We start from the raw sequence: 22,423 nt of genomic DNA, 5'->3' as shown, positions 1-22,423 counted from the left end.
TTATGTAGATACTGGATAAATGTCCAGCCATGAATAAGTTTCTACTCTTCTGTACACTGTGCGTTCATAAAATGATTGCTGCCAGAAAACACCAATACAAGAAACAAAATATAAGATGAAAAACGAAAAACACGCCTTGGCTTTTGGGCTTTCAGCGGTACTGCTATGGTCAACCGTTGCTACCGCATTTAAGCTGACACTTCAGGAATTCACTCCGATACAGATGCTTGCCGTGGCCAGTCTGGTTTCTGCACTAACACTGATCGGTATTTGTTTCTTTCAAGGGAAGCTTGGTCAGCTATTTACGACCTTTTTTTCAAATCCGATTTACTATCTGATCTTAGGGCTTATAAACCCTCTGGCTTACTATCTAATTCTTTTTAAGGCCTACGACCTGTTGCCTGCTTCTCAGGCTCAGCCACTCAACTACAGCTGGGCAATTACTTTAACGTTAATGGCAGCGGTTTTTCTTGGTCAGAAGATAAGAAAACAGGACTGGATAGCTTGCGCGCTTGGCTACGCTGGCGTGGTCGTTATTGCCACTAAAGGTGATATTCTGTCACTAAACTTTGACAGTCCGTTAGGTGTTGGCTTGGCTTTACTATCAACTCTACTCTGGGCTGGCTATTGGATCTTAAACACCAAAAATAAGGCCGATCCTGTTGTTGGTGTGTTGCTTGGTTTTCTTGTCGCCCTACCTCTTGCCTTTGGCTTGGCAATTTATGAAGGAGCCAGCTGGAATATCAGTTTCAGTGGTTGGGTAGCTGTGACTTATGTTGGTCTGTTTGAGATGGGGGTGACTTTTGTACTGTGGTTATCAGCTCTTAAAGCGACGGAAAATACGGCAAGAATCAGTAACCTGATATTTATTTCCCCATTTATCTCCCTAATCTTACTTGCGTATATTATCGGTGAATCGATCCCAGCCTCCACACTGGTTGGGCTGGTAATGATTGTTTTAGGCTTAGTTGTTCAGCAAAAAAAAACTAAGGCAAAGAAAGTCGCTAGCTAAACATTTGGTAAGCCAACTCGTAACCTTCTCCTCTTATTTCACTGATAAGCTCAGCAATATCAGGGGAGAAACCTAAAACCTTGCTACATGGATGCATGGTTACAAATGTTATTTTGTCTCTATCAAGTAGAGAATCCCATGCTTTATGCACATCAATAGCGAACCGGAGTAAGTAGGCTAGCTTGGGACAAACCTCGGCTTTAGCTGGCGCGTGAGAATGGGCGATAGCATCGACCATTTGTGGCGGAAACTCCCAGGCTTGTGCCAACTTAGCACCTATCGCTGGTACATCAGTGCCCAAAACATCTCTCTGAACGGCATAGGGCTTTTCACCACCTTCAATTCTTTGAGTGATTATCTTTGCCTGCTCCGGGGCATTGGTATGTATCATCAAAAGACCGATGTTATGTAACGTACCGGTTGTAAACACTTCATCAGGATCCAGATTAGCTCTCGGAGCTAACTGACCTGCAATCATAGAGACTTCAAACGTGTTGGCCCAGTAATCTTTTAGACTAATGGTTTTTAACTTAGGGAATGCCTGAGAAAGCACAGATGAGCGAACCATAGAGCGAACAGAATCGCTACCGACACGTACAATGGCTTCGTTTATCGAGGATACTTCGCGGCGACCACCAAACTGTGCTGAGTTGGCAATCCTTAACATTCTGGTACTGAGAACCTGATCCATAGAAACTTTCAACGCGAGCTCATTGAAATCGAAGTCCAACTGATTGACCATATCTAATATTTCATGGAGAACCTTTTCTAACCTTGGAAGTTCTTCGACTTTCTCTAGCAGTTCTTCTTGATTCATTAGCTCACCCTCTAACCAGCTTCCCTATAAAATATAGTTCAAAACCTTAATTGTCGATGGCTATTTTTTACGCAATAAGCATATTCGAAATTCACATTATCTCTTACTACTAACGTATTCTATAACTGTGGCGCTATCAAAAATGTATTTACTCTGACATGGTAAGCCAATGATTTAGTTAAGGTTTGACCAAGCTCTTCATTTACCACTTTAAACCTATGAAACGTATAATCCTCTCTTGTCTAAGCCTACTTACGTGCGTCACTCTCTCTGCCGAAGCGAGTATTATTAAACCTAATCGAGACTTTAGAAAAAGTGTTTACAACTCGATGGCCCTTCCAAATGATGCGCCACTCTACAAAGCTCCAAGCAAATCAATGTGGTCCCATCAGGGAATTGTTGCCCAAGGTGTTCCCAGAGGAGACTCCACACCTAGTTTTTGGGTAGAAGATATACAAAATAAATCACTTGCAACCAGTAAGCCATGGAATGCAATTACAGCATGGTTCACCATCTTTGAAAGCAAGCACAATAACGCCCGCAATGTTCGGGTTGCCTTAAAAGATATGGATGTATGGGTGTTAAGAGCTTCCCAACCAAATGGTAATCCTCGAAAGGCCAAATGGGAAAACATCACCCCGTCGGGACAAAAGGTGACTTGGGCTGGCTACTTTGACCACAAAGTCATTTACTCAAGCTCTAGTGCGAAAAGAGGAACAACAGAAAACGGAGTAGTTACCTACTCTTTAAATAATGATCGGCAACCAATCCACGGTGGCACATCAAGGATGTCCATGGATGGAAAGAACGTGCTTGCATGCTTTGTGAGAGTAAAAGCCTGGCTGATGCCAGATGATATCAACAAGCCACATGATGTGGATGAAGCAAAGATCTTAATGAGCATCGGTGCTGACTATTATCCTTCGCTTGAAACATCGGTACAGAATGGTTCATTTGCAAACGCAAACTATCTGCCAGGTGTTGGTGGAAGTCGTTTCCAGTATTTAACAACCAAACCTAGATGGTTCTACATGGCCACCGTTGCAGCAGACGATTTATCGAATGTGGAAAAAAGCAGTGAATACTATCAGTCTGGTGGCAAGACTTACTTAACCAAAGAGGAGTGGTTCGCGAATCATCCTGATTTAACAAGACGTAGATAAGTTACACTTCAGAGCGAATCAGAATGTCGGGTATAACGACGTTATACCCACTGACCAGCGACAAACCCGCTACTCCAGCACCACTGGAAGTTAAACCCACCCAGGTGGCCGCTGACATCTAGCACTTCACCAATAAAGTACAGACCCTTAACGTCTTTCACTTCCATTGTTTTAGATGATACCTGGTCTGTATTTACTCCACCAAGTGTGACTTCAGCTGTTCTGTACCCTTCTGTTCCGTTGGGCTTTATTTCCCAATGCTCAAGCAGATGGACGACAGCATCCAATTTCTTCTGGTTAAACTGCTTAAGTGGCTTGTCCTGAAGCTCTTTACGATCAATGAGTAGTTCAACTAATCGCTTAGGAAGGACCTTGGCAAGAGTATTTTTCAGACTTTGATTCGGGTGCTTTTCTCTGGATTTAGACAATAGTTCTTCAACATCTGCTTCTGGTACCAAATTAATAGAGACCTTTTGACCTGCTTTCCAGTAAGACGAAATTTGCAGTACTGCTGGCCCTGACAGACCTCGGTGAGTAAACAGGAGCGCTTCTTTAAAAACGGTTCCATCTTCAGCTGTAATCTCAGAAGGAACAGCAATACCAGAGAGCTCTGACAGCAGGTCTTTATCTTCTTTGTGCAAAGTAAATGGAACAAGTCCCGCTGTAGTGGGAACCATCGACAATCCAAACTGCTCAGCGACTTTATAACCAAATGGAGTGGCACCCAGTTTTGGCATCGACAAGCCACCAGTTGCAATCACCAAAGACTCGCACTCTACAAGATCGGCATTCGCATGCAGTTGAAAGCCAGTATCTTTTTTCTCAATCGAATGAGCATCAACCTGATAAAGAAACTCGATATCTAGCCCATTACACTCCTGAAGTAGCATCGAAACAATTTCTTTTGCGGAGTCTAAACAGAACAGCTGGCCATGGTCCCGTTCCTCAAACTCAATACCATATTTGGAAACAAGAGAAATAAAATCCCAGTTGGTGTACTGAGACAATGCTGACTTAACAAAGTGCGGATTTTGGCAAAGGTAATTGGCAGCACTCACATCATAGTTAGTGAAGTTACATTTACCGCCACCAGAGATGAGAATTTTTCTACCGGGCTTCTTGGCATGATCGAGTACGAGCACTTTTCGTCCGCGCTTACCAGCCTCAACTGCACACATCAGCCCGGCAGCACCTGCCCCAATAATTACGACATCGACTTTTTTACTCATACTCTTCCAGCCAAAACAAAAAGGATGCACGAACACCGTACATCCTTACTTAAAGAATGAGCATTTTAACGCCTCTAAGCACCAAATCCAATTAGCTAGCTAAAAGGAATGGTCTTTGTTCTTACAAGAGCACCGATGCCAGCAAAGTCACACCAAGAAGTGACACAAAGAGAATGAATAACTCTCTCACTTTTTCACACTTCTTCAAAAACACAGGATCATGGTGATGCAAGTACTCTCTGTCTCTGATGTAGCTGAAAAGACGTACTTGCTTGGTGACATTGCCATGCGCGGTAAAGAATCCACCACCATCAACTTGCTGATAAAGCAATGGGTGAGCTTCACGCATAACATAAATTAACGAGCGCAGTGCACTTAAATAACGAGCCAGGTTGACACACAAGACAACCATCAATGCAAAAAGAACAGTATCTCCACTGATCATCCTTTCCTCCCTACATCTTCTAGGATGCTCAAGGAAAAGACGATCGCGGTATCTTTCCTTACGCTGAATTACTCAGCTGAAGCAGCATCCATGATAGAAGACGAACCTTCTTTTGCCATTGCTGCCAGATCCTTATCAATAAAGAATAGAGCTTTGCCATCTTCACCAACAAGTTCCAGCTTATCTAATATCCCTTTAAACAATTTCTCTTCCTCGTGCTGTTCTGCGACGTACCACTGTAAGAAATTGAACGTAGAGTAGTCCTGGCTAGAAAACGCGACATGAGCAAGCTTGTTGATTTTTTCAGTAATCATCTTTTCATGCTCATATGTTTCGCGGAAAACTTCTCCCAAAGTTTCGAAGTCAAAACGAGGTGCCTCAATTGCGCCTAAAATAGGCATAGCTCCTGTTTCGCTGACATAAGTAAACAGACGCTGCATGTGCTCCATTTCCTCAGTCGCATGAGCTCTTAAAAACTCTGCTGCCCCTTCAAAACCTTTGTCTTCACACCAAGCACTCATTTGTAAGTATAGATTGGATGAGAAAAATTCTAGGTTAATTTGCTCATTTAATTGATCGACCATAGCTTGAGACAACATAATTTCTCCTTTTTTACACCTTTTTTCAGGCTTTATTAGTCTTTAGTCTTATCCAATTATATCACGAAGTTATATTGGAATTGGTGGCAATTTATACTGTCTGGAGTTTAATGGGATCATAACTACAAAAATAATCTCATTTAGATGCTAATCTTTAATTGTATTAGGGATTTAAATGGAGAAGGCACTATGAGTTACAAACATATTCTGGTTGCAATAGATCTGACTGATGAAAGCAAAGTGCTCATCGATAAAGCCGTTGCTCTGGCTAAACCGCTTGATGCTGAAATTTCGTTTATTCATATTGATGTGAACTATGCTGAAATCTACACAGGCCTGATAGATATTAATCTGGCCGAAACTCAGAACCACGCAATGGAAGCTTCAATGAATCAGCTCAACGAGTTGGCTGATCATGCGAGTTATCCTATCAAACATACTTTAGTCGGTAGTGGCGATTTAGGTTATGAGTTGAAAGACGCAATAAACCAAAGAAACGTGGATTTGGTGATTTGTGGACACCATCAGGATTTCTGGAGTGTTCTTCTGTCATCTACAAAACAGCTATTGAACAGTGTCCCTGTCGATATGCTAGTGGTTCCGCTAAAAGATAACTAATAAAAACAACTCAGGCCGCTGATGCGGCCTGAGTTGTTTTTAGTGAATTGCCTGGGCAGATAGGGAGTCATTCAGGCTAAGCAGAGTCATGTTTATACTAGAGAACTCTTTCTCTAACTCCTGATGTTTCTTAACCATCTTCTTTTGCTTCTTAAGAACTTTCTTCAGTTTTTTCTGATACTTTTCTTGCTTCTTCGCTTCTTTTTTGGCTTTTTTGAGCACCTTCTTAGAAAGCATTACACCATCTGTAACTTCTGCTTGAACCTCTGGTACTACAGATGGCTCTGGTTGATGTGACAAAGCTAGTGGCTTACATAACGAAGATTTTTCAGAAGAAGAACGAGCACAAGAGCGACACATATATTTAGATTCAGAAACCAAGCTGGTTATCTCACCTAAGCTTTCAGCAATATCATGCCGTCTTAATTTACATAAACGCTTCGCCATAATACAGCTCCAAGCAAAGTTGAATGATAATAATTATTGCTTAGATATAGCGTTTTCTATGATGAATTTCAAGAGAATATTTGACTGAAAAATATGCTATTCGGTTAACTCATTGACGCCAAAACATAAACATCGAAGCGATTTTTTTTCGTTTCTATCGCCATTGTTGGCTTTTCTTCATCCAGCCAGTTTGCATAGTCCGGTCTTTTAACAACGACTCTTTTTTTGGCTAGTTTTTTGGCAGGCTCAAGAAGTGAGTCAGCGTCTTTATCCGACCCAACCAGAGACTGAAAAACACGCATCTCTTTTTTAACCAGTGCGCTTTTCTTTTTGTTCTCAGGATGCGGATACATAGGGTCAAGATAGACAACATCAGGTTTTTCAAACTCGGGATCAGCAGAAAGAGCCTCCAGAGCATCATGGCTAGAGGCATGCACCATAGACATTCTCTCAGAAACCCAGGCACCTATATCAGGATCTTGCTTAGCTCTCTCTAGCCCGTCGTTAAGAAGCGCAGCTACAACCGGGTTTCTCTCTACCATTTTGACCTTACAGCCTAAAGAGGCCAAAACGAAAGCATCGCGACCTAAACCTGCGGTACCATCAAGTACTGTCGGAGTCGCTCCCTTATTAAGACCCGCTGCTTTCGCAATTGCTTGTCCCTTGCCACCACCGAACTTGCGTCTGTGCCCAACAGCTCCACCAACCAGATCAACGTAAATGGCACCTAATTTCGGCTCATCCAGTTTACGCAGCTCTAATCTTTCTGGCGTCAGTACCAAAGCAAACTCACTGTTTTCATCATGCGTTAGCTGCCAGTCTGAAGCGATTTTATTCAACGCAGACTGCTGTGCTGGCTCTTCACATATTAACTGTAGTTGCAAGGTATTCTCCGGTGTACTGGTTTTTGAAGCGCGCTATTCTAACTCAACTCAGGCATTAACTCACCGATGAGTTCTGCAAGTGGTTTTGGACGAGCAATTACATACCCTTGAGCAAAGTCAACATCCAGTTCAATAAGCCTTTCTAGGATTTGTTCATTCTCAACAAACTCTGCAACCGTCTTCTTGCCCATCTGCTTCGCCAGGTCATTGATAGAGCGCACCATAATATAGTCCGTTTCGTTCTTATCCATGTCCTGAACAAACAATCCATCTATTTTAACCGTATCAACCGGTAGTTGTTTTAGATAGCCAAAAGAGGAGAGTCCCGAGCCAAAGTCATCCAGCGCAATTTTACATCCACACTTTTTCAGCATAGAGAAATGTTCAATCGCTTGACTAATGTTCCCCATCGCTGCTGTTTCAGTTATCTCGATAGCAAGCTTCTCTCCAGGTACAGAGCTATGCTGAATAGCATCAACCAGATAAGTAATAAACTCCCTATTGCCGAATGACTGGCCTGACAAATTAATAGCACACGCTCCAAGACGTTCAACAACCTCAGGATGAGCCTCTAACCAGACCAGAGTTTTAGTAACAACCGCTTTATCGATTTGGTGAGCAACATTGTATTTTTCAGACGCGGGCATAAAAATACCCGGTGAAATAAAGTCGCCATTGGTATCCCGGATTCTGACTAATATCTCGAACCCAAAGTACTCTTTCTCTTGATCTTCATTAAGACTCAATATTCTCTGGGCAAACAGTTCAACCCTGTCTTTTGCCAAAGCATCATGCACTAAGTTAACACTTTCCATCTCTAACTGACGACGACGAAGATCTTCATCATCAACATGATAGAGGTGTAGACGGTTGCGCCCTTCTTCTTTTGCAGCGTGGCAAGCAGTGTCAGCCTGAGCGTGTACCATTTGGGTAGACGTTGCTGTTTCATCGATAAGACGAATACCGATTGAGCACGTAATATTAAGAACGATATCGTCCCACTTAAATGGATTAGCGGCGAGTGAAGTAATAATGCCCTTAGCTATTTTCTTAGCATCCGTTTCCGTACAGTCACGAAGAAGAACCGCAAATTCATCTCCCCCCATACGTGCCAATACTGATTTGTAAGGCAGGAGTGATTCTATGATTGTTGCTGAGAACTTAATTGCAGAATCCCCTGCTTCATGTCCGGCAGTATCATTCAGAACTTTAAGCTGGTCCAAATCGATATAAAGCATGGCGTGAGTTCTGAACTGATTGTGAACCTCTGCAAGAGCATCCTCGAGCTCAGCTTCAAAGTGGTTCCGGTTGAAAGCTTCGGTTAAAACATCATAGCGAGCCTGATACTCTAATTGCTCCGTAAGACTATGAATCTCCGTTATATCCTCACCAACAATCAACAGTTGCCCGGTATCATCAAGAGGTCGGATATTCTCGCGAATCCAAAGGGCATTACCGCTTTTATGTCTGTAGCGAATCTCCCTTCGCCATACGTCTTTCATCGCACGTTTAGGCTGTAGCAGCATTTTTCTGGCGGGAAGAGAGCCTTCATCAACATAAAAGTCTGTCAGATAGTGGCCGAGAATCGCCATATCTTCATAACCCAACAGTTCTTCGGTAAAACGGTTAGCGGCTTGAATACGATTACGCTCATCCAATGTCAGCATCATAACTGGCTGTTGCTCGTAGTAAGCTCGCATGTTGGATTCACGCTCTACCAGCTTCTGTTCCGCTAGCTTCTCTGCAGTGATATCTGTACCTTCAAACAGGAACTGGCGCTCATTATCATCTACCGAAGGCAGTGGATTGATGACGACATCAAGCAAACGGCTTCCAACTTCCTGGCAAAGCACCTCTGCTTCCAGGCGAATCGACATGTAACTTTTTCCACTCTCAAAGTACTCAAGTATTTTTGAGCGACTCTTTTCACCCCATCCTTTATGCTGCCAGACAGGTCGTTCCAAATTTAAACCCTGTTCAAACAAAAGCTTATGCAGCTTGTTGTTACAGGAAATCAAGCGACCATACTCATCAAGAATGCCAATATATTGGTGGCTCTGATCAAAAATGGACTCCAGAAGCAACTGGCTCTGCTTGGCTCTCATTTCACTCGTCCTCAGCCTTTGCATATAGTAGAGGAGCGCTAAAATGATGGCGATAAGAACTAAAAGCGCAACAGCAACATATTTAAGCTGAGCCGTTAAACTCTCTTTTGTCGATTTTGGCGAATTAAAAAACTTGTCGCTGCGGCTAAAGTTTAAGTTCCACTTCTTCACAGCTTCATAGTCAAGCTTGAGCTCTGGCGTCGCATTTCTTATCTCTGGGAGGAGAGCATCTGGATGAGCAAGTATCTCCAGTAGAAGCTTACTTACCGATTTACCCTGAGAAACACCACTATGGATATATCCACCAACAGCGCCATAGCCAAACCCGCTGTCATGGAACAGATATACCGGAGCATTTGCATAATCATCGATGCGCAACCTTAACTTCATCACTTGATCGGTTGGTTTACCAGGCTCGCGATATCCCCAAAAAAGGATGGCTGAATTTTCAGGCGTGTTAGAGGCGAACTCTTTGAGCACTTCGTAACTCGTCGGAATAAAGTGTTTTACCCGCTCTTTATCGTCTGGATGCTCCGCCAGATATTGATTCACGGTATTTCTTACAGCCTGACCGGTCACGGTATCTTCGGTAATGACAAATATTTTCTCTGACTTAGGTTGGAGTCTCTTAATTAAGGCAATGTTCGATGCAATCTCTACTCTGGAACTAACACCTGTAGCATTTAGATCAGAGTGCATATCTTTAGTGTATCCGTTGATGCCACTAAAAATAACAGGAGTGTCACCAATGACTGGTGCGAGCCTTTGCAACAGGTTCAATCCGTTATTGTCACTAACAACAATGGCTGAGAATCGCTCCTGGGTAAATTTGAATTTGTATAGGGAATAGAGCTCGTTCAGATATTCCGGGCTCTGGAAGCGCTTGGTATCAAGATAAACCGTACGATATGAGACTTCACTACTATCTAATTCCGATTCGATACCCAGCTGAAATTCATCAGTCCAATAGTAGCCTTTGTGATAGGAGTGCATAACAAGAACATCATTTTCTGCTGCCTGTATCAGGCTACTCCAGAACAGTACTACAAAGCATATGAACCTGTGCACAGTTGCCAATTCCCTAGAAAAAGTTAACGACGTATAGTATCACCATAGACAATAAAATATACTTTTACGATTCAACAAGTTTGACAAAAGCTGGTACCAATATATGGATTCTACTATTCGTCTGGATGATCTGGACCGAGCAATTCTGAAGACACTGTTAGAAGATGCACGCAGACCCTATGCGGAAATGGCTAAACAGTTTGATGTGAGCCCCGCAACTATTCACGTACGCATAGAGAAGATGAAAGCGGCAGAAATTATTGAAGGAACGGAAGTCATCGTTAACCCGAAGAAACTTGGTTACGATGTTTGCTGTTTTATTGGCATCAACCTGAACGCAGCAAGAGATTACCACTCGGCTCTGGAAAAACTAAATGCTCTCGATGAAGTGGTGGAAGCATACTACACCACAGGTGCCTACAATATTTTCGTAAAGTTGATGTGTAAATCCATCGAAGAGCTACAACACGTGCTTATTGATAAGCTTCAGGCGATTGATGAGGTTCAGTCAACAGAAACTCTAATCTCCCTTCAGAACCCGATTAACAGAAACGTGAATCCATAAAAAAGGCCCGATTTCCGGGCCTTATAATTCACTTTTTAAGCGCTAATTCCTGCATGCCTTAGCAGAGCGTCAATTTCAGGCTCACGTCCTCGGAAGCGTTTGAACAGTTCCATAGGTTCTTCGCTACCACCCATTTCAAGAATGTTGCTCAGGAAACTCTTGCCAGTCTCAGTGTTAAAGATACCTTCCTCTTCAAAGCGAGAGAACGCATCAGCGGAAAGCACTTCTGCCCATAAGTAGCTGTAGTAACCCGCACTGTAGCCACCAGCAAAAATATGACTGAATGCATGGGAGAAACGGTTCCACTCAAGGCTTGGCAGAACCGCAACTTTCTTCTTAACCTCTTCTAGAGTTTCCAGAACACGTGCACCAACTTCTGGGTCGTATTCAGTGTGAAGAGTAAAGTCGAACAATCCAAACTCTAGCTGACGAAGGATAAACATCGCAGACTGAAAGTTCTTCGCTGCCAGCATTTTTTCCAGCATCTCTTTAGGAAGCGCTTCACCCGTTTCGTAGTGACCAGAGATGAAGTTCAGCGCTTCTTCTTCCCAACACCAGTTCTCCAGGAACTGACTTGGTAACTCAACCGCATCCCAAGGAACACCGTTGATACCAGAAACGGAAGAAACATCAACTTTGGTTAGCATATGGTGAATACCGTGGCCAAACTCGTGGAATAACGTTACCACTTCATCATGAGTAAACAGCGCAGGCTTATCACCTACTGGTTTGTTGAAGTTACAGGTCAGGTAAGCAACCGGTGTATTCAATTCACCACTGTCTGTAGTACGACGGACACGACATTCGTCCATCCATGCTCCACCGCGTTTGTGTTCACGTGCATACAAGTCCAGATAGAAGCTACCACGAAGTGTGTTCTCAGAATCAAAGATATCGAAGAAGCGTACTGACTCATGCCAGGTATCAACTCCTTCTTTTTCCACAACCTTCATTCCAAATACTCTGCTCAGTACCTCAAACAAACCATTGACCGCTTTTGACTCTGGGAAGTATGGACGAAGTTCTTCATCAGAAATCTGGAAAAGGTGCTGCTTTTGTTTTTCACTGTAATAAGCAATATCCCAAAGATTTAAGTCTGTAACACCAAACTCTTTCTCAGCGAAGGCTTTTAATTCTTGAACTTCTCTTTCACCCTGAGGCTTAGCTTTTGCAGCCAGATCATTCAGGAAGCCAAGAACTTGTTCTGGAGTTTCCGCCATCTTCGTTGCTAATGATTTTTCGCTGTAAGTACCAAAACCAAGCATACGAGCGATCTCGTTCCTTAGTTTTAGCTGTTCAACCATGATCTCGCTATTGTCCCACTCTCCGGCATTTGGACCACGATCAGACGCACGGGTGACATACGCTTCGTACATCTCTTTGCGCAGTTCCTGATTGTCACAGTAAGTTAGGACCGGAAGGTATGAAGGAATATCAAGAGTCAGCAACCAACCTTCAAGCTCTTTTGACTGGGCTGCTGCTTTTGCTGCATCTAACGCTGATTCTGGCATGCCTGCAAGTTGAGCTTCATCAGTAACATGCTTCGTCCAACCCATGGTTGCATCAAGCACGTTATTAGAGAACTGAGAGCCCAGCTCAGACATACGCTTGCTGATCTCACCATATCGGTGCTGCTCGTCAGCAGGAAGACCGATACCAGATAGTTCAAAATCACGAAGTGCATCTGTAATAGTTTTCTTCTGAGGCTGACTCAGGCTATCAAATTCATCACTCGCTTTAATAGCCTTATAAGCCTCATAAAGGCCTTTATGCTGCCCGACCCAGGTTCCATACTCAGATAGAAGAGGAAGGCAGCTCTCGTATGCATCACGCAACTCTTGGCTGTTTACCACAGAGTTCATATGACTCACTGGAGACCAAATACGACTCAGGCGATCATCCACTTCTGCTAAAGGTGTGCAGATACTCTCCCAGCTTGGGTCACTGTTACCTTGCAATACCTCTTCAACTTTTAATCGACAGTCAGCAATCGCTTTTTCTACTGCTGGCTTTACATGTTCAGGCTTGATTTGAGAAAACGGAGGAAGATCCGTAAAAGTAAGAAGTGGGTTGGACATAGAAAATTCCTTGTTTAATTGTTCTTATTTATGCTCAATTGACCTAGGGTATAAGTGTAGGCCGCTTATAGTATTTTCAATAGTGGCGTATAATTCTATGAATTCAAAATTCATTATTAATCACACTCAGCAGGTAAAAACCTTTCAACTGACTTAGTTCAGTATAAATCTGAAAGTGAGCCATTGCATAGAAGTGTTTCGCGAGTAAAAATTGTTAAGTTACCGACACAGCTTTCACGCCGGCAACCACGCTGACGTAATAAAACATATCGTACAGAGCCTGATACTGGACGCGCTGAAGCAAAAAGATAAACCTTTTGTTTACCATGACACTCACTCTGGTGTGGGAAGGTATGATCTAACCCATGAGTGGTCTGAGAAAACGGGTGAATACAAACAAGGTATCGAAAGAGTCTGGCAAAGTGCTTCGATTCCTGAAGAGGTTCAGAGTTACCTATCAGCGGTTAAAAGCTTAAATGAGGATTCGGAGCTACGCTATTACCCAGGATCGCCTAGAGTTGCCAGAGCTCAGATTCGTCAACAAGATCGCATGATATTAACTGAACTGCATCCTAGCGATTACCCTTTGCTCCAGCAGGAGTTTCATCGCGACAGACAAGTAAAAATTTTCAAAGAAGATGGCTTTCAACGCCTTAAAGCAAGCCTTCCTCCAGCAGAACGCCGTGGGCTGGTATTGATCGATCCTCCATACGAACTGGCGAAAGAGTACCGTGATGTGGTGAGAGCAATAGCACAAAGCCATAAACGCTGGGCAACTGGTATCTACGCTATCTGGTATCCGGTCGTAAACCGTGCAGATATTGACGGCATGATAGAAGGGCTGGAAGGTCTGGGTATTCGGAAGATTCTACAAATTGAATTGGGGGTTTCACCCGATACCAATGAACGAGGCATGACTGCGTCGGGCATGATAGTTATCAACCCTCCATGGAAACTAGAAGAGCAGATGAAACAGGTTCTGCCATTTCTAAAAGATGCGATAGCTCCAGTAACTGGCAGCTATAAGTTAGATTGGATTGTTCCTGAGTAAGAATTGAACTTTAATCAGTTCAACCCAATATGAAAATTATACCCAAGTAAAAATAATAAATTGGAGAAAGTAATGGCAACGCATTTTGATTATATCTGTATTGGTGGCGGTAGTGGCGGTATCGCATCGGCAAACCGAGCTGCGATGTATGGCGCTAAAGTCGCTCTGATTGAAGCGAAAGATCTGGGTGGTACTTGTGTAAACGTTGGTTGTGTTCCCAAGAAAGTCATGTGGCACGGTGCCCAGGTTGCAGAAGCGATCAACCTATACTCTGAAGATTATGGCTTTGATGTAGATGTAAAAAGCTTCAACTGGGAGAAACTGGTTGAAAATCGTCAGGCGTACATTGGCCGCATTCACCAATCTTATGACCGTGTACTTGGAAACAACAAAGTAGAAGTCATCAAAGGCTTTGCTAAGTTTGTTGATGAAAAAACCGTTGAAGTTAACGGTGAACACTACACAGCCGATCATATCCTTATTGCTGTAGGTGGTCGCCCAAGCATTCCTAATGTACCGGGTGCTGAGTACGGTATTGATTCTAATGGTTTCTTCGAGCTTGACGCCCTACCAAAACGTACTGCTGTAATCGGTGCTGGCTACATTGCGGTTGAAATAGCAGGTGTACTAAACGCACTTGGAAGTGAAACTCACCTATTTGTGCGTAAACAATCTCCGATTCGCAGCTTCGATCCTATGGTTATTGACACGCTGGTTGAGGTAATGGAAGCAGAAGGCCCGACTCTTCATACTCACTCAATCCCGAAAGAGATTGTGAAAGAAGAAGATGGCAGCCTGACTCTGCATCTTGAAAACGGCAAAACTCAAAACGTGGACACTCTGATTTGGGCTATTGGTCGTCATCCTGCGACAGATGCTATTAATCTGGGTGTTACTGGTGTGGAATTAAATAATCGCGGCTACATCAAAGTAGATGAGTATCAGGAAACCAACGTAAAAGGCATCTACTGTGTAGGTGACATCATGGAAGGCGGTATTGAGTTAACACCTGTTGCAGTTAAAGCAGGACGCCAACTATCAGAGCGTCTGTTTAACAACAAACCTGAAGCAAAAATGGATTACGATCTGGTTCCGACTGTAGTATTCAGCCACCCACCAATCGGTACTATCGGTCTGACTGAGCCTGAAGCAATTGAGCAATATGGTGAAGAGAACGTAAAAGTCTATTCTTCAAGCTTCACCGCTATGTACACCGCAGTTACCAAGCATCGTCAGCCTTGTAAGATGAAGTTGGTATGTGCTGGTGACGATGAGAAAGTTGTTGGCCTGCACGGTATCGGGTTTACTGTCGATGAAATGATTCAGGGCTTTGGTGTGGCAATGAAGATGGGTGCAACTAAAGCTGATTTCGACAGTGTGGTTGCGATACACCCAACTGGTTCCGAGGAATTCGTGACGATGCGCTGAGCATCTAACAAATAATATCTCTATAGAACACAAAGCCCGGTGATAAAACACCGGGCTTCTTTTATTCTCATCGAAATAAGTTCACTAATTCACACAAACTACGTTCAATAATGAAGTGCCTGTCAGTTGTGTCACCTTCCCGCTGGTGAACAGGCCTCTTTTTCCTTCACCCCAGTATGGTAAATGAATCGGCCAGCCTTTTTTCCTCATCACTTTCGAATCAATCAGCTGTTGCCAGCTTACTTCGTCGACCAGATTCATCCCTATCTTACTGCAAACCTGACTTGCTCTTGTATAGCTCAAACGGTTCCAGGCGATACCATGTTCCATATAGAACTGTTCGTTGCCTTCCATAAGGAATGGGATCACAAATTTCTTAGAACCGACCTTACCTTCTCTGCGAACAACGATTGACTCATTTCCAACTGCTGCTGACGTTTTTTTGGCAGGTTGCTTTGTCTGAGTAATGACATCTGCTTTTTTAGGCTCTGGCTTTGAGGTCACTTTTACTGGTACAGGTTTTGGCTTCGCTTTTGGAGCAGGCTTAGGTGCTTTCTTGGGTTCAGGTTTTGCCTTTGTGTTTACTGTACGGATAAAGGCTTCTTTGTAAGCAGGTAGTTTTCTGACCGACGCGGCTTCTGTGCTCGCCTGATTAAAGTTGTCATAAGGCCCTATCAAACAGCGGAAACCATTTCCTTCAGGCTTCAGCCATACATCTGTGCTGATACGTTGATAAATTGGCTTGGCATCATCCAGTGTCAATGCTTCTGGAAAAATACCACACTGGATCCAAAATAGATCGTCGTTTGGAGAAGGCTTTCTGCCCCACAGTCCTTTACCTACCGGGCACGCCTTCGAAAGTGTAGGTAGCTCATCAGTAGAGTTTTGCTTTGCCTCACAAACATATTCGTCTTCTGCTAAAGCTGTACCAGACATAAACAATTGGCTGGTTAAAAACAGAGCTACTGCAGCTAAAGACTTACTTGTCAGAAAGTTTTTCATACGTCCTTCTTTAAACCTTACTTTTTCGTCTAATTTTTGACACCAGAAACATCTAGAATGTTCAATGCAAAAAAAGAGCCGTAATGAATACGACTCTTCTAGTTTAGGTAGCTTTAAGGTTAAAGATCAATCGGTTCGGTCACCCTTTGTAGATTTTCGGGTTAAATACATCCCTTAACCAGTCACCTAGAAGGTTAATCACCAATACCAGCGTTACCAGAACAATTCCTGGGAAGGCTGTGATCCACCACGCACCAGAGAAAATATAGTTAAATCCGATACTAATCAGAGCACCAAGCGATGGCTGGTCAACCGGAAGACCAAGGCCAAGGAAAGAAAGTGCCGCTTCAGACATGATAGCGTTCGCCACCTGTACGGTCGAAATAACCAGAATCGGTGACAGACAGTTCGGCAAAATATGACGGAACATGATACGCGGAGATTTAAAGCCCATCACGCGAGCCGCTTCGACGTACTCTTTCTTCTTCTCTGCAAGAACAGAAGCTCGAATAGTACGCGCATACTGTGGCCACTCAGCCACACCGATAATCACCACCAGCATAACAACCGCATACTGACTGTAGAACTCACTACCGAAACTTGCTTTAAAGATTGCCGATACAATAATCGCAACCATCATGGTTGAGAACGATAGCTGCACGTCTGCAAAACGCATCAGGAAGCTATCAATACGGCCACCAAAGTAACCCGCAGACAGACCAATTACGATACCAAGGAATAGCTGAAGGCCAACAGCCAGGAAACCGATAGTCAGAGACAGACGAGAACCATACAGAATAGTCGAAAGGATATCCCTTCCCTGCTCATCAGTTCCCAGAACGAATCGCTCATCACCATCTTCCATCCATGATGGAGGTAGCTCTGAGTCCATAATATCGATAGAGGACAAGTCATATGGGTCTGACGGAGCGATCAGCGGTGCCGCAATCGACATAACCAGGAATAACATAAATACGGTAAAACTAGCCATCGCCACTTTGTCGCGAAGGAAGTAGTACAGAAAATCAGACTCTTTGAAACGCTCCCAACGACCAGGAGCTGCATTTGCTTGACTCATTTTTACGCTCCTTTACCAGTTAGGTTAACAGTTGGGTTAATCAGGCCATACATCAGGTCAACAATGGTATTAGTTACCACAAATACAAGACCAACAAAGATGACATATGCCGTGATTAGCGGAGTATCAACACGGTTAATCGCTTCCAGGAACAGGAAGCCTGTACCCGGCCACTGGAATACTGTTTCCGTAAGAATGGTATAAGCAACCATAGTACCAATCTGAACACCACCTACGGTTAGCACTGGCAGCATGGTGTTTTTCAAAGCGTGCTGATAGTAAATTTTGTTCATTGCCAGGCCTTTTGCCTTAGCAAACTTAATGTATTCCGAGCTTAGAACTTCCAGCATTTCTGAACGTACAAGACGAATAAATAGCGGTAGCATAATTGAAGCCAGCGCAATACTTGGAAGAATAAGGTGCGCAAGGCCATCCAGCGTAAAGAAGCCAGATTCCCAGCCCAAAACATTTGAGGTTTCACCTCGACCATAGGATGGTAACCACTGTAGTTCTATTGAGAAGACATACATCAACATGATCGCGGTAAGGAATACCGGGATAGAAATACCAATACTACTAAAGGCCATTACCACCTTGGTAAAGAAGCTTTTCGGGTGTATTGCGGAATAAACCCCAAGTGGTATCGATAAGCAAACAATGATTAAAGACGCCCCGAATACCAGTTCGAGTGTCGCCACCAGCTTATCCAGAATCACCTCTGTCGCTGGTTTTTTAAAGAAATAAGATGTACCAAGATCGCCCTGAAGCGCATTGGAGACAAATCGCGTGTACTTGGTGACAAACGGGTCATTCAGCCCCAACTCATCACGAAGAGCCTGACGCTCAGCTTCCGAAACCGACTGACCAACCAGCTCTCGCAATGGGTCACCCAGGTTATCTTGAATCGCAAACGCCACCAGGCTGATTACAAACATCACTATCACTGCCTGATACAGGCGTTTGACCAGAAACGAAAACATTCCTTGTCCCTCTGTAAATCAATATTCAGTCTTAACTTTCAGTCTAAAAATGGCACCCAACCCGACTGAAATAAGGTAAGGCACCAAAAATTTTGTAGTAACAACCTGAATGGGTACGGTTCCGCAAACCGCTCGAGACATCCTGTGCGCTTAAACTAGGGCATCCATGCCCTAGTATGTTTGCTCCACCGCACCCACTCAGGTGATCAACGATTTATTCGTTGTTATTACTTAACTTCCAGGTCACCAAAGTACGGGAAGTTCATTGCGTTCACGATAGGTGCGATATCAACGTTAGATTTTGCGCCCCACGCAAGGTTCTGCCAATGTAGAGGTACAAACGCAGCTTCGTTATAAAGCGTTGCTTCAACCTGCTGTAGCATCTTCGCACGCTTAGCTGGATCAGTTTCTACGTTAGATTCTTCAACCAGACGGTCAACATCAGCATTTGAGTAGTGACCACAGTTGTACTGACCACGACCTGTATCTTCGTTACGAGTCATTGTCAGGAACTCAGAGAAGTTCGCAGAATCTTCTGTATCTGAGTGCCAACCGATCATCATCATGTCTGCAGCACAAACATCGAACTCAGGCCAGTACTGTGCTTTTGGAAGCGTCTTCAGATCAACCTTAATACCGATCTTAGAAAGCATTGCTGCCGCTGCCTGAGCGATTTTCGCATCGTTCACGTAACGGTTGTTAGGAGCCATCATAGTTAGAGAGAAGCCATCAGCGTAGCCAGCTTCTTTCATTAGCTCTTTAGCTTTCTTAAGGTCGTAACGAGGAACTAGGTTCGCATCGTAACCAGCGTAGCCTTCAGGGCCCTGCTGACCAGCAACAGTTGCGAAGCCTTTCATGATCTTCTTAACGATACCTTCGTTGTTTATCGCGTGAACAATCGCCTGACGAACACGAACGTCTTTAAGTGCTTCATTGCTGTTCTGGTTCATTTGGAAAGTGATGATACGAGTACCAGGTAGCGTTACCAGATCAACACCATCAGCGCTCTTAACACGCTTGTGATCGTTTGGAGCTACTGGTGCAATCATATCTACGTCACCAGAAAGAAGTGCAGCAACACGAGTTGCATCTTCTTTGATTGGCACAAGAGTTAACTTGTCTACGTTACCTTTAGATGCAGTATCCCAGTAGCCGTCAAAACGAGCGAACTCAACTTTTACACCTTGCTCACGAGAAGTAACGGTGAAAGGACCAGTGCCTGAAACGTTTGTAGATGCGAAAGAGTTACCGTGCTTAACAACTTCAGCTTTATCTTTACCCTCAGCAGTTGAACCAGTGTAGAACTTGCTGTCCATTGGGAAGATGTATGTTGCAGTCTGAAGAACTAGCGGGTAAGCACCTGTAGAAACGATATCTACAGTGTAATCGTCCACTTTAACCATCTTCTCATAAGGTGCGAAGATAGCTTTGAAGTCTGGGGATGCTTTCAGACGATCGAATGTCCAAACAACATCGTCAGCAGTCATCATGTTACCAGAGTGGAATTTTACGCCTTCACGTAGTTTGAAACGGAATGTTTTGTCGTCAACACGTTCCCAGCTTGATGCCAAGCGAGGTTCAAAATCCAGTTTTTGTGTGTAACGAACAAGAGGGTCAAATACCATGTGAGACATTTGCAGCGTACCACCAGAAAGCTGCTCATGCGGGTCCAGTGATACTGGGTCAGCATCGTAAGCAACGGTGATATCTGCAGCAGCAGCGCTAAAAGATAGGCCAGCAGCCATTAGAGCCACTGCTAGTTTGGTCTTAATGGTTTTCATTGCATAACTCCTTATGCGGGAATCCGAATCCCTGTTTGTTTTGTTGTATTTGCTTCTGTTACTTTGTGGTTCCAGAGCTTATTGGCTCAAGAAGTCTTTCTGCTTGCTGAGTAAAACGGCACCCCGGCAAGCAAAAAAATCTGACAGCTTATAGTTCCTCACGAAGTCCGGTAAATTCCGGCATCAGTGAGATAAGTTGTTTGCTGTATTCGTGTTGTGGTTCTTTAAATAGTTGTTCTGTTGGTGCCACTTCCAGCAGCGTACCCATCTTCATCACACCAATGCGGTCACACATCTGGCGGATAACTGGTAAGTCGTGGCTGATAAACAGCATTGTTAGATTCAGCTCATCCTGTAGGTCTTTCAACAGGTTAAGAATCTGTGCCTGCACAGATACATCGAGAGCTGAAGTTGGCTCGTCACAGATAAGAAGGCGAGGACGAGTTGCCAGTGCACGAGCGATAGAGATACGCTGACGCTGACCACCAGAAAATTCGTGTGGGTACTTCACACCTGCCATTGTTCCCAGACCAACGTGCTCTAGCAGATCGTTTACAATTTGACGAGTCTCTGCTTCATTGCGGGTTAGCTTATGGAAGCGAATTGGCTCCGCAATGATGTCAAAAATCTTCATTCGCGGGTTCATTGAAGTATATGGGTTCTGGAAAACCATCTGCATCTGACGACGCATAGGGCGACGCTCTTTCTCTGATTTAAGAGAAGTTAGGTCAACACCTTCAAAAGTTACCTTACCTGCATTTGGCTCATACAAACCTGCAATCACTCGGGCAATCGTCGATTTGCCTGATCCAGACTCACCTACTAGGCCAAATGTCTCACCTTCAAATACTTCAAAGCTTACGTCGTTAGATGCCTGCACATACTCACGGCGGCTTTCAAATAGCGAGTCTTTCGTCACAAAGCGCAGGCTTACGTTCTCTACGTTTAGAAGAGGCCCAGTATAAGTACGGTGATCCTGACTCTGACCAAGCCAGTGGTTCTTAACATCAAGAGGCTCCATTTCATGAGCTTCTTCGATATAGCTAACCAGAGGGAAACGATCCAGCTTTCTGTCTGAGCGAGGTACTGCTGAAATAAGGCTACGTGTGTATGAATGGTCCGGATCGCCTAGTACTTTGTCTGTTTTACCAAACTCAACCAGATCACCACGGTACATTACTGCGACTTTATCAGTAACGTTGGATACCACACCCATATCGTGGGTAACCAGCATACAGCCTACGTTGTTCTTTACACATAGCTCGCGGATTAGGTTTAGAATCTGGTCCTGAATAGAAACGTCCAGAGCAGTAGTCGGTTCATCCGCAATAATAAGATCTGGCTCACCAGCCAAAGCAATCGCGATAACTACACGCTGACGCATACCACCAGAGAACTGATGGGGAAATTGTTTTAAACGGTTTTCTGGCTGAGGAATACCAACCTGCTTCATCAGGTTTAGTGCTCTTTCATAAGCTTCTTCATCAGAAACATTCATATTTGTATGAATGGTCTCTTTTAACTGATGCTCTACCGTAAATAGCGGGTTAAGAGAGGTCATTGGATCCTGAAAGATAAAACCAATTTTAGAGCCGCGCACTTTACGCATCTCTTCAGGCTTGAGGCCTGAGATTATTTCGCCATCCAGATAAACATCACCACTTGCGATAAGTCCTGGAGGGCTTAATAGATCAATAACCGCATTACCAACGGTTGACTTACCTGCTCCGGATTCACCTACAACACCTACTATTTCTCCTCGTTCGATCGAGAAGGACAACTCTTTTACCGCCGCATGAACACCATGACGTGACGGATACTCGATACGCAGGTTCTTAACTTCTAAAAGGGACATTACCAGACCTCTAAACTGCTTGGGCATCTAGCCCAGTCTGCAAAATTGATTCCATTCATTACCAGAATAAAGTACTGGCAAAACACTAGCTGATAAATTTGGCAAAAAATTCACAGAAAAGCAACAATAATAGGATAAAAGACGGCAAAAAAGTGAATTTAAAGCATGGTAGATCAATATTTATGCACGAATGACGGTTTTTATGCACAAACCCACTA

General features: G+C 43.8%; 19 protein-coding genes. 6 read left to right on the top strand and 13 right to left on the bottom strand.

Features of this window, described 5'->3' with window-relative positions:
- Positions 1 to 115: 115 nt before the first annotated feature.
- Positions 116 to 1,012: a DMT family transporter gene (locus tag SNR28_RS09795; protein ID WP_375752115.1), complete on the top strand. Its 897-nt coding sequence runs from the start codon at positions 116 to 118 to the stop codon at positions 1,010 to 1,012.
- On the opposite strand, the gene SNR28_RS09790 is transcribed toward SNR28_RS09795, so the two are convergent.
- Complete coding sequence (locus SNR28_RS09790; protein WP_375752114.1) at positions 1,005 to 1,829, bottom strand: HDOD domain-containing protein; 825 nt, start codon at positions 1,827 to 1,829, stop codon at positions 1,005 to 1,007. The two genes, SNR28_RS09795 and SNR28_RS09790, sit on opposite strands and share 8 nt — an antisense overlap.
- Positions 1,830 to 2,158: 329 nt before the next feature.
- Here SNR28_RS09790 and SNR28_RS09785 point away from each other — a divergent pair, with 329 nt between their 5' ends.
- Positions 2,159 to 2,992: a hypothetical protein gene (locus tag SNR28_RS09785; protein ID WP_375752113.1), complete on the top strand. Its 834-nt coding sequence runs from the start codon at positions 2,159 to 2,161 to the stop codon at positions 2,990 to 2,992.
- A 41-nt stretch (positions 2,993 to 3,033) separates the two neighbouring features.
- On the opposite strand, the gene SNR28_RS09780 is transcribed toward SNR28_RS09785, so the two are convergent.
- The 3 genes from SNR28_RS09780 to ftnA form a co-directional block, all read right to left on the bottom strand.
- Positions 3,034 to 4,221, bottom strand: a complete 1,188-nt coding sequence (locus SNR28_RS09780; protein WP_375752111.1) for an NAD(P)/FAD-dependent oxidoreductase — start codon at positions 4,219 to 4,221, stop codon at positions 3,034 to 3,036.
- Positions 4,222 to 4,342: 121 nt separating this feature from the next.
- Positions 4,343 to 4,666 (bottom strand): universal stress protein UspB, encoded by a 324-nt coding sequence (gene uspB / locus SNR28_RS09775; RefSeq protein ID WP_375752110.1) that lies wholly within the window; start codon positions 4,664 to 4,666, stop codon positions 4,343 to 4,345.
- Between the two features lie 68 nt (positions 4,667 to 4,734).
- Positions 4,735 to 5,265 carry a non-heme ferritin gene (gene ftnA, locus SNR28_RS09770; RefSeq protein ID WP_375752108.1) on the bottom strand — a complete coding sequence of 177 codons (531 nt, stop codon included), beginning with the start codon at positions 5,263 to 5,265 and terminating at the stop codon, positions 4,735 to 4,737.
- Positions 5,266 to 5,454: 189 nt separating this feature from the next.
- Here ftnA and uspA point away from each other — a divergent pair, with 189 nt between their 5' ends.
- Positions 5,455 to 5,883, top strand: a complete 429-nt coding sequence (gene uspA, locus SNR28_RS09765; protein WP_375752107.1) for a universal stress protein UspA — start codon at positions 5,455 to 5,457, stop codon at positions 5,881 to 5,883.
- A 39-nt stretch (positions 5,884 to 5,922) separates the two neighbouring features.
- Here uspA and SNR28_RS09760 read toward each other — a convergent pair whose 3' ends face one another.
- The 3 genes from SNR28_RS09760 to SNR28_RS09750 all read right to left on the bottom strand — a co-directional run bounded on the left by SNR28_RS09760 (position 5,923) and on the right by SNR28_RS09750 (position 10,312).
- Positions 5,923 to 6,330: a hypothetical protein gene (locus SNR28_RS09760; protein WP_375752106.1), complete on the bottom strand. Its 408-nt coding sequence runs from the start codon at positions 6,328 to 6,330 to the stop codon at positions 5,923 to 5,925.
- Positions 6,331 to 6,434: 104 nt separating this feature from the next.
- Positions 6,435 to 7,214: a class I SAM-dependent methyltransferase gene (locus SNR28_RS09755; protein ID WP_375752104.1), complete on the bottom strand. Its 780-nt coding sequence runs from the start codon at positions 7,212 to 7,214 to the stop codon at positions 6,435 to 6,437.
- A 38-nt stretch (positions 7,215 to 7,252) separates the two neighbouring features.
- The gene (locus SNR28_RS09750) at positions 7,253 to 10,312 is read right to left on the bottom strand and encodes an EAL domain-containing protein (protein ID WP_375754065.1); all 3,060 of its coding nucleotides are present in this window, start codon (positions 10,310 to 10,312) and stop codon (positions 7,253 to 7,255) included.
- 178 nt (positions 10,313 to 10,490) lie between these two features.
- Here SNR28_RS09750 and asnC point away from each other — a divergent pair, with 178 nt between their 5' ends.
- Entirely contained in the window at positions 10,491 to 10,952 is a 462-nt protein-coding gene (gene asnC, locus SNR28_RS09745; protein WP_375752102.1) for a transcriptional regulator AsnC, read from the top strand.
- A gap of 35 nt (positions 10,953 to 10,987) precedes the next feature.
- On the opposite strand, the gene prlC is transcribed toward asnC, so the two are convergent.
- A complete protein-coding gene (prlC, locus tag SNR28_RS09740; protein ID WP_375752101.1) occupies positions 10,988 to 13,030 on the bottom strand; it encodes an oligopeptidase A in 2,043 nt (680 codons plus the stop codon).
- Between the two features lie 211 nt (positions 13,031 to 13,241).
- On the opposite strand from prlC, the gene SNR28_RS09735 reads away from it, so the two are divergent.
- Positions 13,242 to 14,081, top strand: a complete 840-nt coding sequence (locus SNR28_RS09735; protein ID WP_375752099.1) for a 23S rRNA (adenine(2030)-N(6))-methyltransferase RlmJ — start codon at positions 13,242 to 13,244, stop codon at positions 14,079 to 14,081.
- Between the two features lie 72 nt (positions 14,082 to 14,153).
- Positions 14,154 to 15,509 (top strand): glutathione-disulfide reductase, encoded by a 1,356-nt coding sequence (gorA, locus tag SNR28_RS09730; RefSeq protein WP_375752097.1) that lies wholly within the window; start codon positions 14,154 to 14,156, stop codon positions 15,507 to 15,509.
- Between the two features lie 84 nt (positions 15,510 to 15,593).
- Here the strand turns inward: gorA and SNR28_RS09725 are convergent, their stop codons facing one another.
- From SNR28_RS09725 to SNR28_RS09705, 5 genes are all read right to left on the bottom strand, one after another.
- A complete protein-coding gene (locus SNR28_RS09725) occupies positions 15,594 to 16,511 on the bottom strand; it encodes an SPOR domain-containing protein (RefSeq protein WP_375752095.1) in 918 nt (305 codons plus the stop codon).
- 139 nt (positions 16,512 to 16,650) lie between these two features.
- Positions 16,651 to 17,589 (bottom strand): ABC transporter permease, encoded by a 939-nt coding sequence (locus SNR28_RS09720; RefSeq protein WP_375752094.1) that lies wholly within the window; start codon positions 17,587 to 17,589, stop codon positions 16,651 to 16,653.
- A 2-nt stretch (positions 17,590 to 17,591) separates the two neighbouring features.
- Positions 17,592 to 18,569 carry an ABC transporter permease gene (locus SNR28_RS09715; protein ID WP_375752092.1) on the bottom strand — a complete coding sequence of 326 codons (978 nt, stop codon included), beginning with the start codon at positions 18,567 to 18,569 and terminating at the stop codon, positions 17,592 to 17,594.
- Between the two features lie 227 nt (positions 18,570 to 18,796).
- On the bottom strand, positions 18,797 to 20,350 hold the full coding sequence (locus tag SNR28_RS09710; protein ID WP_375752091.1) for an ABC transporter substrate-binding protein: 1,554 nt from the start codon (positions 20,348 to 20,350) through the stop codon (positions 18,797 to 18,799).
- Positions 20,351 to 20,498: 148 nt separating this feature from the next.
- Positions 20,499 to 22,205 carry a dipeptide ABC transporter ATP-binding protein gene (locus tag SNR28_RS09705; RefSeq protein ID WP_375752089.1) on the bottom strand — a complete coding sequence of 569 codons (1,707 nt, stop codon included), beginning with the start codon at positions 22,203 to 22,205 and terminating at the stop codon, positions 20,499 to 20,501.
- Positions 22,206 to 22,423: the final 218 nt, after the last annotated feature.

The organism is Vibrio iocasae, from assembly GCF_042245395.1.
GTDB lineage: Bacteria > Pseudomonadota > Gammaproteobacteria > Enterobacterales > Vibrionaceae > Vibrio > Vibrio iocasae.
The sequence above is the reverse complement of the archived record's forward strand: the minus strand, read 5'-3'. Positions and strand labels throughout refer to the sequence as shown.